Here is a 14260-nt window from a genome sequence, read left to right as displayed (position 1 = left end):
CCTCCGTGTCTACAGCGTCTACAGCGTCTACAGCGGGCTGAGCCGTCCCGGCTCCGACTGCCGTGGCACCAACGCCGGTTCGAGCGACGCCGTGCCCGGCTCCAGCGCCAGCACCGCCGCCACGGGGTGTTCCGCGTCGTCGTCGTTGGCGTCGACGGCGGGCCGGGCCGCGGGTGTCGCCCTCGTCAGCAGCACCACGCCCCAGGCGGCCAGCCCCGCCCCGGCCAGCGCCAGCAGGACCCCGGCCGCGCCGCCCTGGAGTCCCTGGCCGAGCAGGGTGAGCCCGATCACCGCGGCCGCGACCGGGTTGGCCAGGGTCACCACCGCCAGCGGGGCGCCCAGGCCGCCCCGGTAGGCCGTCTGCGACAGCAGCAGCCCGCCCGTGGCGAACGCGGCGACGAGCAGCGCCACCCCGACGACCGCGCCGACCCCGCCGCCGAACCCGGCTCCGGAGCCGCCGGTCGCCGCCACCGTCACCGTCTGGGTGAGCGCCGACGCCACGCCCGAGGCGAAGCCGGACGCCGCCGCGTGCCGCAGCCCCGGCCGGGCACCGGGCCGAGCCAGCACGCCGATCAGCGCCGCCGTCGTACTGGCGACCGCCAGCGCCTGAGTCAGGCTCAGCACCCGCTCGGGCGCCGGGCCCGAGGCGGTGACCAGCAGAGCGGCCAGCCCCATCAGCGTGAACGCGGTGCCCCGCCACTCCACCGGGCTGACGCGCCGCCCGGCGGCCCGCGCCCCCATCGGCACGGCCGCGACCAGAGTGAGTGCGCCCAGTGGCTGGACCACCGTCAGCGGACCGTATTTGAGGGCCACCACGTGCAGCAGCGCGGCGCCCGCGTTCAGTCCGACCGCCGACCACCACGCGCCGGTGCCCAGCAGCCGCAGCAGGCCCGCCCCGGACGCGCGCGAGGCGAGGCGCTCCTGGGCGACGGCGGCCGCGGCGTAGGCGACGGCCGAGACCAAGGACAGGGCGACGGCGATCAGGTCGGCGCTCATCGGCCCGCTCCGGCCAGGACGGGCGTCTCGGGGGACACCGGCATCCGCCGGCCGCTGCGCCGTGTACGTGTGGTACTCGCCCCGTCCGCCGCGCGGTGCGGCGGGTGGATCAGAGCGAGCGCCACGCCGAGCATGGCCGTCGCGACGATCGCGTCGAGCCAGTAGTGGTTCGCCGTGCCCACGATCACCAGCAGGGTCACCAGCGGGTGCAGCAGCCACAGCCGGCGCAGGCGCGACCGGGTCGCCACGATCAGGCCGATGGCCACCATCAGGGCCCAGCCGAAGTGCAGCGACGGCATCGCGGCGTACTGGTTGGAGAGGTGATCGGTCTGCGGTGGACCGTATACAGAAGGTCCATACACGCGCGCCGTGTCGACGAGCCCGGTGGCGCCCAGCATGCGCGGCGGGGCCAGTGGGAACGTGAAGGGCAGCACCAGGGCGGCGGCCGTGACCGCGGCGAGGACCCGGCGGGCCCAGACGTAGTGCGCGGGCCGTCGCAGATACAGCCAGACCAGGAAGGCGGCGGTGGCCGGGAAGTGCACGGTCGCGTAGTAGGTGTTCGCCAGGTGGACCAGGGTGTCGCCGTGCAGCAGCGCGGACTGCACCGTGCCCTCGCCCGGCAGGTGCACGGCCCGTTCCAGGTCCCACACGCGGCGGGCGTTGTGCAGCGCCTGACCGGTGTGGCCGGTGGCCAGCTGCCGACCCAGCTTGTAGACGAGGAAGAGCCCCGCTACGAGCAGGAGCTCACGGACGAGCGGCGGCCGCGCTGTCGCGTCGGCCCCCGCTTCTGCAGGCGCGGTTCGGGCATTCATCCCCCGGCCCCTTCGCTGACGGTGTGCTGGCTAATCGATACGTCCCCGTACCGATACGCCAGTGTACCGATACGCTTGGGTACCGGTACACTGGCGTATCGATTGACGTAGGACACACTGGATACGGGCTTCGGAAACCGCGGGAACCGCCGTGCGGGAGCTGTACAGAGCAGTACCGGGAGTGACCGCGTCACATGAGTGACCGCGCTACGAGTGAGGAGAAGAGCACATGACGTCGCAGGCTGCGGACGGACCGGAGACGGTCACCGCCTCGCGCCGCTCCAAGATCACGGCCGAGCGTGAGCGGGAGTTCTTCGACGCCGTGCTCGAGCAGATCCGCGAGTGCGGCTACGACTCGGTCACCATGGAAGGGGTCGCCGCCAGCACGCGGTGCAGCAAGTCCACGCTCTACCGGCAGTGGAAGACCAAGCCCCAGTTCGTGGCGGCGGCGCTGCGCGCCAGCCGGGAGGTGCGCTTCGCCGGCATCGACAGCGGATCGCTCGCCGAGGACCTGCGCCGGGCCGCGCGGGCCGCGGGGGACTGGTCCGGCAAGGACACCCGGCTGCTTCAGGCCCTCGGGCACGCGGTCACACAGGACCCCGAACTTCAGCAGGCGCTGCGCGAGACGCTCGTCGACCCCGAGATCGCGGCGCTCCAGGAGATCCTCCGGCGCGGTGTCGAACGGGGCGAGGTGCGGGCCGGTCACCCGGCGCTGGAGTACGTGCCCGCGATGATGTTCGGCGTGCTGCGCGTGCGGCCCGTGCTGAGCGGCCAGTACGCCGACTCCGACTACCTGCTGCGGTTCGTGGAGGCCGCCGTGCTGCCCGCACTCGGGCTGACCTGAGACCCAGGCCGCCGTCCACGGGATGACTGGACGGTGACCTGCCTGCGCCGCACCGTGGGGACGGGGGCGGCGCACACCACCGGCCGGGTGGGGTTCCTCTGGAGCGGAGGGGCGCCCCACCCGGCCGACTCATGTGCCGGGGCGGACCGCCGGGTCAGACGTTCTGCCCGTTGCCGCCGCCCGACGCCACCTTGATCCCCTTGGTGATGTCGTCGATGACCGACACCTTCTGCCCGACGTCGATGCCGAAGCGCACCACGACGATCTGCTGCGGCTGGGCGGGCGAGGGGAAGGCGAGCGACTCGACGTAACCGTCGGCGCCCTTGCTGGTGACCGCTCGCCAGCGGACCAGATAGCCCTTCTGCCCGGCCACGGTGACCGCCTTGGAGGCCAGCACCTTGTGGGAGGTGATGCTGCCGTAGGTGGTACCGCCGTAGGAGGCCTTGGCGTTCGCCGCGATGTCCGCCTTGGCGACCTCCTCGGCGGTGTCGCCCTTGGTCCGGAGGGCCAGTGCGGGCGCCGAGGAGGCGCCGCCGGCGGTGCAGGTCTTGGAGGGCTCGCCCGGGCACTTGTACGAGTCGTCGGAGGTCACCTGCACACCCGCGAGGATCGTCTCCCCGGTCCAGCCGTCCGGTACCTGCATGCTGATGCCGTTGACCGGGTCGCTGATCGTGCCGCCGCCCTTGACCTTGGGCGCCCCGGACTCGCCGGGCGAGGGCGACTGACCGCCCGGCCCGCCTCCCGAGCCGCCGTTGCCCGAGCCCCCGCCCGAGCCGCCGAACGGCCCGCCCTGACCCTCGGAGCCGCCTTGGCCACCGGGACCGCCGCCCTGCCCGCCGGAGCCCTGCTGCGACCCGGCGCGGTCGCCGCCGCCGTCGCCGCCGTTCCCGGAGAGCGCGTACACGCCGACCCCGATGCTCGCGAGGACCGCGGCAGCCACCGCGACCGCTATGCCCGTGCGCAGCCCGCGCCGGGGAGCGGCGGGCGGATGAGCGGGATATACCGGATAAGCCGCGTATGCCCCGGCGGCCGGCGTCTGCACCGGGGGACCCCATACGGCGGCCGACCCGGCGGGACGGGTCTGTTCCGTCCATGCCTTGCCGTCCCACCAGCGCTCGGTGGCGGGACCGTCACTTGTCTGCCCGGGGTCGGGGTACCACCCGGGAGGAGTCACCTGCGTCATGCCCCCACCGTATGAGGCGTCGGTGAAAGACGGATGAGAGGCCCCTGCATCTGCGGGCCCCGGGCGGGACCTCGGGCCGGACTCCGGGCCGGACCCCGGGCCGGTCCGGCGGTGCCGCGGACGGCGATCGCAGGGCGACCGGCGCGGGCGCCGTCCCGAACCGATCTCATTTTACAGCCCTTTGACCGTCCGTCGGCTCCATAGGCACTGGTCGGAGCCGGTGGGCGTCGCCCCGCCGCACCGCCGTTCACTCGTCACGGCAACAGCTGCGCCGACCGGCCTCCAACCGGCCGACAGGACGGCTAGGCTCGAGGTCGGTACGTCGTTCGGGCGACTTGGGGAGGTAACGGGATGACGGAGGCACGGCCCCCGGTGGCCGCCTCGGCTTCCCTGTGGGAGCGCGACGCGGAGATCGCCACCGTCACGCGGGCGCTCGACGTCCTGTGCGCGGACCGCTCGTCCTCCGGGAACCTGTTGGTCCTCCGGGGTGAGGCGGGCCTCGGCAAGACGGCGCTGCTGGCCGAGATCCGCCGTATCGCCGAACGCCGCGGCTGCACCGTGTGGTCCACCCGCGGCGGCGAGACGCTGAGGTCCGTCCCCTTCAACGTGGTACGGCAGCTGCTCCAGCCCGCGCTGGTCTCCCTGTTGCCCGAGGAGGCCCGCGAATACCTCGGCGACTGGTACGACATCGCCGGCCCCGCCCTCGGCATAGCGGAACCCGGTGAGGGCCACGCCGACCCGCAGGGCGTGTGCGACGGACTCGTCGCCGCCGTCCGCAGGCTGGCCAAACGGTGCTGGCCCCTCGTGCTGCTCATCGACGACGCGCACTGGGCCGACCAGGAGACGCTGCGCTGGCTCGCCGCCTTCGCCGAACGCCTCGACGACCTGTCCGTGCTGGTCGTCGTCGCGCGCCGACCCGGCGAGGTCAGCGGCGACAGCGCCCGCCACCTCGACGTGGTGGCCGCGGCCGCGGGCGCCCCCGTCAGCAACCTCAGCGCCCTCACCCCCGACGCCACCGCCGGCCTCACCCGCGCCACCCTCGGCCGGCACGCCGACGCCCCGTTCTGCCGCGAGGTGTGGGCCGTCACCGGCGGAAACCCGTACGAGACCGTCGAACTCCTCGCCAAGGTGCAGGACAGCGAGTTCGACCCGGTCGAGACCCACGCCGGTGAACTGCGCGCCCTGAACCGTTCCGCCCGCGGCGGCGGACTCGTCGCCCGCCTGGAGGGCCTCGGCATAGACGCGACCAAGTTCGCCTGGGCGGCGGCCATCCTCGGCGCCGGGATCACCGTCGACCTGGTCGCCCAGCTCGCCACCATGCGCGAGGACGACGCCCGGCGCTGCGCCGAACAGCTGGTGGGCGCCCGCATCCTCACCGAACCCGACCCCGCCGCCGCCCACGGCGAGAACGGCGACCTGGAGTTCGTCCACCCGCTCATCGCCACCGCCGTCTACAACTCCATACCGCCCGCGATGCGCACCGCCATGCACGGCATCGCCGCCCAGGTCGTCACCGAATCCGGCCGCGGTGCCGCCGCGGCCTCCCGGCACCTCCTGGAAGTGCACCCGGACGAGGACGAGGAACTCGTCGAGCAGCTGCGCGAGGCCGCCGGCGAACACCTCGCCGTCGGCGCACCCGACGCGGCCCGCCGCTGCCTGGAACGCGCCCTGGTCGAGCCGCCCCTGCCCGAGGTCCACGCGCACGTACTGTACGAACTGGGCTGCGCCACCCTGCTGACCGCGCCCGCCACCACCATCGACCACCTCCAGACCGCCCTGGCCATGCGCGGCCTCGTGGGCGACAAGCGCATCGACGCCATCGTTCGCCTCTCCCAGGCCCTGCTCCACAACGACCAGCTGGAAGAGGCCGTCCGCACCGTCGAGGCGGAGGCCGCCCGGCAGGAGCCGGGGCCCGCCAAACTGCGGTTGCAGGCCGTGCACTTCATGTGGGAGGGCATCCACGCCGGAGAGACGACCACACCCGGCCGCTCGGAGAAGCTCGCCGAGCTCGCCCGCACCTGCACCGGCCGGGACAACTCCGAGCGAGCCCTGCTGATCCTGCGCGGTTTCGACGCCCTGACCCACGGCGAGAACGCCGAGGAGGTCGCCGAACTGTGCGACCGGGCCCTCATCAACGGCCGCCTCGCCCCCGGACTCGGCTGGACCGACACCGAGTGGGGCATCGAACTGCTGCTGATGCTGGCCAACGCGTACGCCTACACCGACCGCCTCGACCGCGCCGAAGCCCTCTACACGGAGGCCCTGCGCGCCTACGAGACCGCCGGCTGGAGCGGCGGCCACCTCGCCCTGGCCCACGCCTACGTCGGCCTGGGACACCGCAGGCGGGGCAGGCTCCGGGAGGCGGAGGCATCCCTGCGGGAATCGCTGCGCCTCGCCGAACGCGTCGGCCGCGGCCTGCCCCTGTACTGGACGGCCACGTGCAACCTGGTCGACACGCTGCTCGCCCGAGGGCACGCCGAGGAGGCCTGGGAGATCGCCGAACAGTACGGGTTCGCACCGCCGTACCCGTCCACCATCGTGCTGCCCGACCCGCGATCCGTACGCGGCCGGCTGCTGCTCGCCGTCGGCCGCACGAAGGAAGGCATCAACGAACTGGAGGCCGCGGAGAAGGCGGCTGCCGCGCGCAGCCACCACAACCCGGTGATGGTCCCGTGGGCCGCCGACCTCGCCCGGGCCCTCGCCACCGAGGACCCGGCCCGCGCCGCCCGGCTCGCCACCGACGCCCGCCGGCAGGCCGAGCGATTCGGCACGGACACCGCCATCGGCGAGGCCCTGCGCTGCGCCGCCGCCCTGGAGACCGGCCAGCGCGCGGTCCGCCTCGCCGCCCAGGCCGTCGCCTACCTGGAGGCCTCACCCTGCCAGTACGAACACGCTGCCGCCCGCGTCGAGTACGGCATCGCCGCCCGTTCGGTCGCCGAGCTCAACCGGGGCCTGGCGCTGGCGCGGTCGTGCGGGGCGGACGGGCTGGCGGCGCGGGCGCGGGAGGTGTTGGAGACGGGGCGTGGGCTGCGGTAGATCGCATACGGGTTTTGTATGCACTTTCTGTATGCACCTTTTGCATACAGGCGTCACCTCTGCGCGCGGGTGTCTTTCTGCATACGGTCGTCAGCCGACGCCGTCCTCCCTCTCCTCCTCCCTCTCCCTCTCCTCCTCCGCCAGCACCCGCTGAGCCGTGGCGAACGCCGAGTTGGCCGCGGGCACCCCGCAGTACACGGCCGTCTGCAACAGCACCGCGCCGATCTCGTCCGGCGTGAGCCCGTTGCGCCGTGCCGCCCGTACATGCATCGCGAGTTCCTCGTAGTGGCCGTGCGCGACCAGCGCCGTCAGCGTGATCATGCTGCGTTCGCGGCGGGAGAGCGTCGGGTCGGTCCAGATCTCGCCCCAGGCGTAGCGCGAGATGACGTCCTGGAAGCGCGCGGTGAGCGGGCTCTGCCGAGCCTGCGCCCGGTCCACGTGGGAGTCGCCGAGCACCTCGCGCCGTACCGCCATGCCGCGCCCGGCGGTCCCGTCGAAGTGGGTGCGCAGGGCGGTCAGTACGGCGTCGGGGCACTGGGCGGGCGCCAGGTGGGAGGCGCCGGGGAGTTCTACCAGGGTGGCGTCGGGCACGGCGTCCGCGATCTCCCGCAGGTGGGCGGGCGGGGTCGCCGGGTCCTGCCGGCCCGCGACGAGCAGGGTCGGTACGGCGATGGCGGCGAGCCGGTCGCGCAGGTCGAAGGCGGCCAGCGCGTCGCAGCAGGCGGCGTATCCCTCCGGGTCGGCGTTGCGGTGGTCGCTCACCAGCCGCGGCACCGTGAACCCGGGCGTGAACCAGCGGGCGTCGGCGCTCTCGGCCAGCCCCTCCAGACCTTCTCGGCGGACCCGTTCGGCCCGCTCCCGCCACGGCTGTTCGCCGCCGAAGTGGGCCGAGGAGCAGATGACGGCGAGAGACGACAGGCGTTCGGGGTGGTGCACGGCGAGATGCAGGCCCACCGCGCCGCCGAGGGACACTCCGGCGTATGCGAACCGGTCGATGCCGAGGGAGTCGGCGAGCGCGAGCACGAGTCCGGCGAGGTCGCCGACGGTGGCGCCCGGTCCGATCAGGTCGGCCGCCGAACCGCCGTGCCCGGGCAGGTCCCAGCGGACCACCCGGTGGGTGACCGACAGCTCCGGGGCGACGGCGTCCCACAGGGCGTACGAGGTGCCGAGCGAGGGCCCGAGGAGCAGCGGGGGAGCGGAAACCGGGCCCTCGGCGCGGTAGCTGAGCAGTGCACTTGTCAACGTCGCTCCAGGGCACGGTCGGTGAGGGCTCCGGCGGAGCCGGTGTAGCGGGCGGGGTCGGTGAGCTCGTCGAGGTCGGTGTCCTTCAACTCCGGTTCTTCGGCGAGCAGTTCGCGAAGATCGCGGTGCTCGGTGTGTGCCCGGCGGGCGAGTTCGGTGAGCAGCTCCTTCGCGCGGGCGCGGCCGAGGAGGGGGGCCAGTTCGGCGGAGAGCCGCTCGGAGACGATCAATCCGTGGGTGAGGCCGAGGTGGTCGCGCATGGTGTCCGGGTGGACCCGCAGCCCTCCGGCCAGTTCGGCGAGGTGCTGGGTGGCGCCGCCCACCATCCGCAGCAGGTCCCGCAGCGGCTCCCATTCGGCGTGCCAGGCCCCGGCCGGCCGCTCGTCCTCGGCCGCCAGCGATCCGTACAGGGTGGCCGCGAGTTGTGGGGCTCGCCGGGCGACGGCGGCGAGGAGCGTCGCCCGCACCGGGTTCGCCTTGTGGGGCATGGCCGAGGAGCCGCCACCGGTGCCCTCGGTGACCTCGCCGATCTCGGTGCGGGACAGGGTGAGCACATCCGCCGCGATCTTTCCCAGTGCCCCGGCGGTGAAGGCCAGACATCCGGCGAGGTCGGCGATCGGCGTGCGCAGGGTGTGCCAGGGCAGCAGGGGCTCGCGCAGGCCGAGTTCCCCCGCGTAGGCGGCGGGCAGGGCGATGGCGTCCTGGGCTCCGTAGGCCGTGAAGGCCGCCAGCGTCCCGGCGGCGCCGCCGAGTTGGACCGGCAGGGAGTCCCGTACCGCCGTCACCCGGTCCCGGGCGTCCAGCACGAGCGACCGCCATCCGGCCGCCTTCAGCCCGAACGTCGTGGGCACGGCGTGCTGGGTCAGGGTCCGGCCCGGCATCGGGGTGTCGCGGTGCTCCGCGGCCAGTACGGCCAGCGCCTGTTCCGCGCGGGCCAGGTCGGCGAGGACCAGGTCCAGGGTGCGCGCCGCCACCAGCATCGTGGCGGTGTCCATGATGTCCTGGCTGGTCGCGCCCCGGTGGACGTACGGCCCGTACTCCTCGCCGACGACCTTCGTCAGTTCCTCGACCAGGGGAATGACCGGGTTCCCGCCCTCGCGGGTGCGTGCCGCCAGCGTCCGTATGCCGAAGTTGTCCAGGTCGGCCGCCTCGCTCACCACCACGGCGGCCTGCGCCGGGGCGAGCCCCAGGGTGGCCTGGGCCCGGGTCAGGGCGGCCTCCGCGTCGAGCATCGCGAGCAGATACGCGTGGTCGCTGGTGGCGTCGGCCGCGGCGGCACCGGCCCACTCGGGGGCGAGCAGGCCGGTGTCGGCGTAGGGAGCTGTCACTGGAACTCCAGGAAGACCGTTTCGCCTTCGCCTTGAAGGCGGATGTCGAAACGGTACGTGCCGTGCCCCTCGTCGGCGGCGATCAGCGTGCCGCGCCGCTCCGCGTGCAGTCCGGCGAGCAGCGGGTCGGCGGCGAGGGCCGTCTCGTCGCCGGGGAGGTAGATCCGGGTGAACAGGTGCATGAGCAGGCCGCGGGCGAACACGCACACGCTCAGGTACGGGGCGCTGCGCCCGCGCGCGCCGGGCCGCAGCGTGCGCGCGTACCAGTGGCCGTTGGCATCCGTCTGGACGCGCCCCCAGCCGGTGAACTCCACGCCGTTGCGGCCCAGGAAGCCGCCGCTGGCCGGGTCGCGCCGCATGGAGCCGTCGGTGGTCGGGACGCGGCCGTCCGGGTCGGGGCCCCACAGTTCCACGAACGCGTCCGGCAGCGGATCGCCCTCGCCGTCGTACACGTACCCCTGGACGGTGATGGTGTCCGGGTGGCCGAGCGGGGCGATGTCGCCGCCGCCGGGGAAGGGCAGCGCGTATCCGTAGAAGGGGCCGACCGTGTGCGAGGGGGTGGGCAGGACGGTCTCCGGCCGACTGGGGTCGATCTTCGTCATGGCGGTCAGCGTCCTTCTTCGATCCAGGTGGCGTCCGGGCCGTCCAGCACGATGTCCCAGTGGTAGCCGAGGGAGAACTCCGGCACGGACAGGCTGTGGTCGTAGGTGGCGACCAGCCGCTGCCGGGCCGCGTCGTCCGTCACGGACTGAAGGATCGGGTCGTGGGGGAAGAGCGGGTCGTTCGGGAAGTACATCTGCGTCACCAGTCGCTGGGTGAACGCCGTGCCGAAGACCGAGAAGTGGATGTGGGCCGGGCGCCAGGCATTGACGTGGTTGCGCCAGGGGTAGGGGCCGGGCTGGATGGTGGTGAAGCGGTAGAAGCCGTCGGTGTCGGTGAGGGTGCGGCCGACGCCGGTGAAGTTGGGGTCGAGCGGGGCGTCGTGCTGTTCGCGCTGGTGGGCGTAGCGGCCGGCCGAGTTGGCCTGCCAGATCTCGACCAGCTGGCCGCGCACCGGGCGGCCGTCGCGGTCGAGGACGCGGCCGGACACGGTGATGCGCTCGCCGATCGGCTCGCCGGTGTGCTGCCGTGTGAGATCGTTGTCGATCTCCGTGATGTCGCGCTCGCCGAAGGCGGGGGAGTGCAGCTCCACCAGCTCCGGGTCCTTCGTCACGTCGATGGTGACCGGCGGCTGCTCGGGGTGGCGCAGCACGGAGGAGCGGTACGGGGCGTAGTCGCGGCGCGGGTGGTGCTCGACGGGGGCGCCGTCGGCGACCCGTTTCTCGTACGTGGCGTGCTCGGCCGCGATCTCCTGGTCGATGTCGTGCTGGGTGAGGGACATGGTGGGTGTTCCTAGCGTTCGAGGACGAGGGCGAGGCCCTGGCCCACGCCGATGCAGAGGGTGGCGACGCCGGTGCCGGAGCCGCGCCGGGCGAGCTGGTGGGCGACGGTGCCCGCGAGGCGGGCCCCGGAGGCGCCGAGCGGGTGGCCGAGCGCGATCGCTCCGCCCTGCGGGTTGAGGATCGCAGGGTCGAACTCGGGCCATTCGGCGAGGCAGCCGAGGACCTGCGCGGCGAACGCCTCGTTGAGCTCCAGCACCGAAAGGTCGTCGAAGTCCTTGCCCGCCTTGGCGAGGGCCCGGTTGACGGCGTCGACGGGTGCGAGCCCGAAGTAGTGCGGGTCGGTCGCGGAGACTCCGGTGGCGGTGACCCGGGCCAGCGGTTCGCGGCCGGTGGCCTTCAGGCCCTCCTCGTCGGTGAGGAGGAGGGCGGCGGCGCCGTCGTTGAGCGGTGAGGCGTTGCCGGCGGTGACGGTGCCTCCCCCAGCCTCCGGCCGGGGGGACCCCCATCTCGCTTCGCTCGCCTGGCGGAAGGACGGCTTCAGCTTGGCCATGGCGGCGAGGGAGGCGTCCGGGCGTACGCATTCGTCGGCGTCGAAGGCGACCGGGTCGCCCTTGCGCTGCGGGACCGGTACCGGGGTCAGTTCGGCGTCGAAGAGGCCCTCGGTCTGGGCGCGGGCGGCCTTGTGGTGGCTGTGCAGCGCGAACTCGTCCTGCTGCGCGCGGCTGATCTTGTGCTTGTCGGCGATGAGTTCGGCCGACTCGCCCAGCGGGATCGTCCACTGGGGGTTCATCCCCGGGTTGACCATGCGCCAGCCGAGCGTGGTCGAGTACAGCTCGGCGTGCCCGGCCGGGAAGGGGCGGTCGGACTTCGGCAGCACGTACGGCGCCCGGGTCATCGACTCCACGCCGCCCGCCACGGCGACGGAGGCGTCGCCGACGGCGATCGCCCGGGCCGCCTGGACGACCGCCTCCAGACCGGAAGCGCACAGCCGGTTCACGGTGACGCCGGGCACGGAGGTGGGGAGCCCGGCCAGCAGGGCGGCCATGCGGGCGACGTTGCGGTTCTCCTCGCCCGCCCCGTTGGCGTTGCCGAAGTAGACGTCCTCGATCCGCGCCGGGTCCAGCTCCGGTGTGCGAGCGAGGAGTTCGCGGACGGCGTGGGCGGCCAGGTCGTCGGGGCGGACGCTCGCCAGGCCGCCGTTGTAGCGGCCGATGGGGGTGCGGACGGCGTCGACGACGTACACGTCCCTCATGACTGGACCTCCTCCGGTACGCGCAGCCCGGCGGCGGTCTTCGCGGTGATCTCCGCCACGCTCACGCCGGGTGCGCACTCCACGAGCAGCAGGCCGTCCTCGGTCACGTCGAGGACGCCGAGGTCGGTGATGATCCGGTCGACACACGCCCGGCCCGTCAGCGGCAGCGTGCAGTCCTTGAGGATCTTCGGGGAGCCGTCCTTGGCGGTGTGCGTCATGACGACCACGACCGTACGGGCGCCGTGCACGAGGTCCATGGCCCCGCCGATGCCGGTGACCAGTTTGCCCGGGACGGCCCAGTTGGCGAGGTCGCCCGTGGCGGAGACCTGCATGGCGCCGAGGACGGCGACGTCGATGTGGCCGCCGCGGATCATGGAGAAGGACAGCGCCGAGTCGAAGAAGCTGGCGCCGGGCAGAACGGTGACGGTCTCCTTGCCCGCGTTGATCAGGTCCGGGTCGACGGCGTCCTCGGTGGGGTAGGGGCCGGTGCCCAGGATGCCGTTCTCCGACTCCAGGATCACCTCCACGTCTTCGGGCAGGTGGTTGGGGATCAGGGTCGGCAGTCCGATGCCGAGGTTGACGTACTGGCCGTCCCGCAGTTCGCGGGCCGCGCGGGCGGCCATCTGCTCGCGTGTCCACGCCATCAGGAACTCACCGTCCGCCGCTCGATCCGCTTGTCCGCCGCCTGCTCCGGGGTCAGGGCGATCACCCGCTGCACGAAGATGCCCGGCAGGTGCACCGCGTCCGGGTCGATCTCCCCGGGTTCCACGAGTTTTTCCACCTCGGCGATCGTCACCCGGCCCGCCATCGCCGCCAGGGGGTTGAAGTTGCGGGAGGACTTGTTGAACACCAGGTTCCCGTGCCGGTCGCCCTTCGCCGCCCGGACCAGCGCGAAGTCGGTGCGGATGCCGCGCTCCAGGACGTACTCCACGCCGTCGAACTCCCGCACCTCCTTCGGTGGGGAGGCGAGCGCGACCCCGCCGGAGCCGTCGTAGCGCCACGGCAGCCCCCCGTCGGCGACCTGTGTGCCCACCCCGGCCGGGGTGTAGAAGGCGGGGATCCCCGCGCCGCCGGCCCGCAGCCGCTCGGCCAGCGTGCCCTGCGGGATCAGCTCCACCTCCAGTTCCCCGGCCAGATACTGGCGGGCGAACTCCTTGTTCGCGCCGATGTAGGAGCCGGTCACCCGGGCGATCCGGCCGGCCGCCAGCAGCACCGCCAGACCCGACTCCATCGCCCCGCAGTTGTTCGACACCACGCTCAGACCCGTCGTGCCCCGCTCGTACAGCGCCTGGATCAGCACGTTCGGCACACCGCTCAGCCCGAAGCCGCCGACCGCCAGCGACGCGCCGTCCGGCACATCGGCCACCGCCTCCAGGGCCGTGGCGACCACCTTGTCCATCCGTGAAGCCCCATCTCTGCGATCTGCGAACTCTGCGAATCCGGCGAATTAATCAGCACACTGAGTATTCGAGCGAGGTGTCGCCCACGCTGCCACTGGTGTGCCGCAGCGTCAAGAGTGGCGGTCGAAGGGTGAGGCGGACCCAAGGACAGGGGAGCTGGGAGGCGGGTATCGTTCAGTGCACCAACGAATACGACGACGGGAGCGCACATGGCCGCGGTGGACCTCACCACCCACCCCGGGCACCTGGCCCGGCGGCTCCAGCAGGCCCACTACCTGCTGTGGAACACGATGGTCTCGGAGGACATCACCTCGCCGCAGTTCGCGGTCCTGAACGCGCTCGTCGCCGAACCGGGCCTCGACCAGCGCACCGTCGGGGAGCGCGTGGGCCTCGACCGGTCGACGATCGCCGAGGTCATCAGCCGGCTCTCCCGCCGGGAACTGCTGGACAAGGTGCGCGATCCGCAGGACGGCCGCCGCTTCCTGCTGCGTCTTACCGACGACGGTCTGCGTACCCACCGCAAGCTGACCGTGCGCACGGCCCGGATGAACCAGGTCTTCCTCGCGCCGCTCTCCGCCGACGAGCAGCGGCTGTTCTTCGACCTGATCCGCCGGGTCTCGGACGCCGCGGAGGGGCTGCGCAACCCGGCGGAACCCCTCGTCGGGCAGCCCTGAGCGCAACCGCCGAACCCTCTCCCCGGCCGGCCGGTCACGGTTCGGGCCGGCCCTCATGGGTACCCGGGCGCCGCCCCAGAAGCGAACGCGCAACGGCGACAGGCGCGCACA

The 14260-nt window shown here is 73.1% G+C and carries 13 protein-coding genes; 3 read left to right on the top strand and 10 right to left on the bottom strand.

What is annotated here, in order from left to right; translation table 11 throughout:
* Positions 1–27: 27 nt before the first annotated feature.
* On the bottom strand, positions 28–996 hold the full coding sequence (locus tag ACWGJM_RS15625) for a hypothetical protein (RefSeq protein WP_453412203.1): 969 nt from the start codon (positions 994–996) through the stop codon (positions 28–30).
* On the bottom strand, positions 993–1808 hold the full coding sequence (locus ACWGJM_RS15620) for a phosphatase PAP2 family protein (RefSeq protein ID WP_453412202.1): 816 nt from the start codon (positions 1806–1808) through the stop codon (positions 993–995). The genes ACWGJM_RS15625 and ACWGJM_RS15620 overlap by 4 nt, the downstream gene beginning before the upstream one ends.
* A 229-nt stretch (positions 1809–2037) precedes the next feature.
* Between ACWGJM_RS15620 and ACWGJM_RS15615 the strand changes: the two genes are divergently transcribed.
* Positions 2038–2652: a TetR/AcrR family transcriptional regulator C-terminal ligand-binding domain-containing protein gene (locus ACWGJM_RS15615; RefSeq protein ID WP_453412201.1), complete on the top strand. Its 615-nt coding sequence runs from the start codon at positions 2038–2040 to the stop codon at positions 2650–2652.
* A gap of 154 nt (positions 2653–2806) precedes the next feature.
* Here the strand turns inward: ACWGJM_RS15615 and ACWGJM_RS15610 are convergent, their stop codons facing one another.
* Positions 2807–3835 carry a DUF2510 domain-containing protein gene (locus tag ACWGJM_RS15610; RefSeq protein WP_453412200.1) on the bottom strand — a complete coding sequence of 343 codons (1029 nt, stop codon included), beginning with the start codon at positions 3833–3835 and terminating at the stop codon, positions 2807–2809.
* Between the two features lie 351 nt (positions 3836–4186).
* Between ACWGJM_RS15610 and ACWGJM_RS15605 the strand changes: the two genes are divergently transcribed.
* Positions 4187–6871 carry an ATP-binding protein gene (locus ACWGJM_RS15605; protein ID WP_453412199.1) on the top strand — a complete coding sequence of 895 codons (2685 nt, stop codon included), beginning with the start codon at positions 4187–4189 and terminating at the stop codon, positions 6869–6871.
* 90 nt (positions 6872–6961) lie between these two features.
* On the opposite strand, the gene pcaDC is transcribed toward ACWGJM_RS15605, so the two are convergent.
* From pcaDC to ACWGJM_RS15570, 7 genes are read right to left on the bottom strand one after another with little or no spacing between them, the layout of a single operon-like run.
* The gene (pcaDC, locus tag ACWGJM_RS15600; RefSeq protein ID WP_453412198.1) at positions 6962–8113 is read right to left on the bottom strand and encodes a bifunctional 3-oxoadipate enol-lactonase/4-carboxymuconolactone decarboxylase PcaDC; all 1152 of its coding nucleotides are present in this window, start codon (positions 8111–8113) and stop codon (positions 6962–6964) included.
* A complete protein-coding gene (gene pcaB / locus ACWGJM_RS15595) occupies positions 8110–9441 on the bottom strand; it encodes a 3-carboxy-cis,cis-muconate cycloisomerase (RefSeq protein WP_453412197.1) in 1332 nt (443 codons plus the stop codon). Before pcaB ends, pcaDC begins: the two co-directional genes overlap by 4 nt.
* Entirely contained in the window at positions 9438–10043 is a 606-nt protein-coding gene (gene pcaG / locus ACWGJM_RS15590; protein ID WP_453412196.1) for a protocatechuate 3,4-dioxygenase subunit alpha, read from the bottom strand. Before pcaG ends, pcaB begins: the two co-directional genes overlap by 4 nt.
* Positions 10044–10048: 5 nt before the next feature.
* Positions 10049–10822: a protocatechuate 3,4-dioxygenase subunit beta gene (gene pcaH / locus ACWGJM_RS15585; protein ID WP_453412195.1), complete on the bottom strand. Its 774-nt coding sequence runs from the start codon at positions 10820–10822 to the stop codon at positions 10049–10051.
* A gap of 11 nt (positions 10823–10833) precedes the next feature.
* Positions 10834–12075, bottom strand: a complete 1242-nt coding sequence (locus ACWGJM_RS15580) for a thiolase family protein (protein WP_453412194.1) — start codon at positions 12073–12075, stop codon at positions 10834–10836.
* A complete protein-coding gene (locus ACWGJM_RS15575; RefSeq protein WP_453412193.1) occupies positions 12072–12719 on the bottom strand; it encodes a CoA transferase subunit B in 648 nt (215 codons plus the stop codon). The genes ACWGJM_RS15580 and ACWGJM_RS15575 overlap by 4 nt, the downstream gene beginning before the upstream one ends.
* Positions 12719–13474: a CoA transferase subunit A gene (locus tag ACWGJM_RS15570; protein ID WP_453412192.1), complete on the bottom strand. Its 756-nt coding sequence runs from the start codon at positions 13472–13474 to the stop codon at positions 12719–12721. Before ACWGJM_RS15570 ends, ACWGJM_RS15575 begins: the two co-directional genes overlap by 1 nt.
* 210 nt (positions 13475–13684) lie before the next feature.
* Here ACWGJM_RS15570 and ACWGJM_RS15565 point away from each other — a divergent pair, with 210 nt between their 5' ends.
* A complete protein-coding gene (locus ACWGJM_RS15565) occupies positions 13685–14149 on the top strand; it encodes a MarR family winged helix-turn-helix transcriptional regulator (RefSeq protein ID WP_453412191.1) in 465 nt (154 codons plus the stop codon).
* Positions 14150–14260: the final 111 nt, after the last annotated feature.

It is taken from the genome of Streptomyces sp. NPDC054834 (assembly GCF_053611185.1).
The sequence above is the reverse complement of the archived record's forward strand: the minus strand, read 5'-3'. Positions and strand labels throughout refer to the sequence as shown.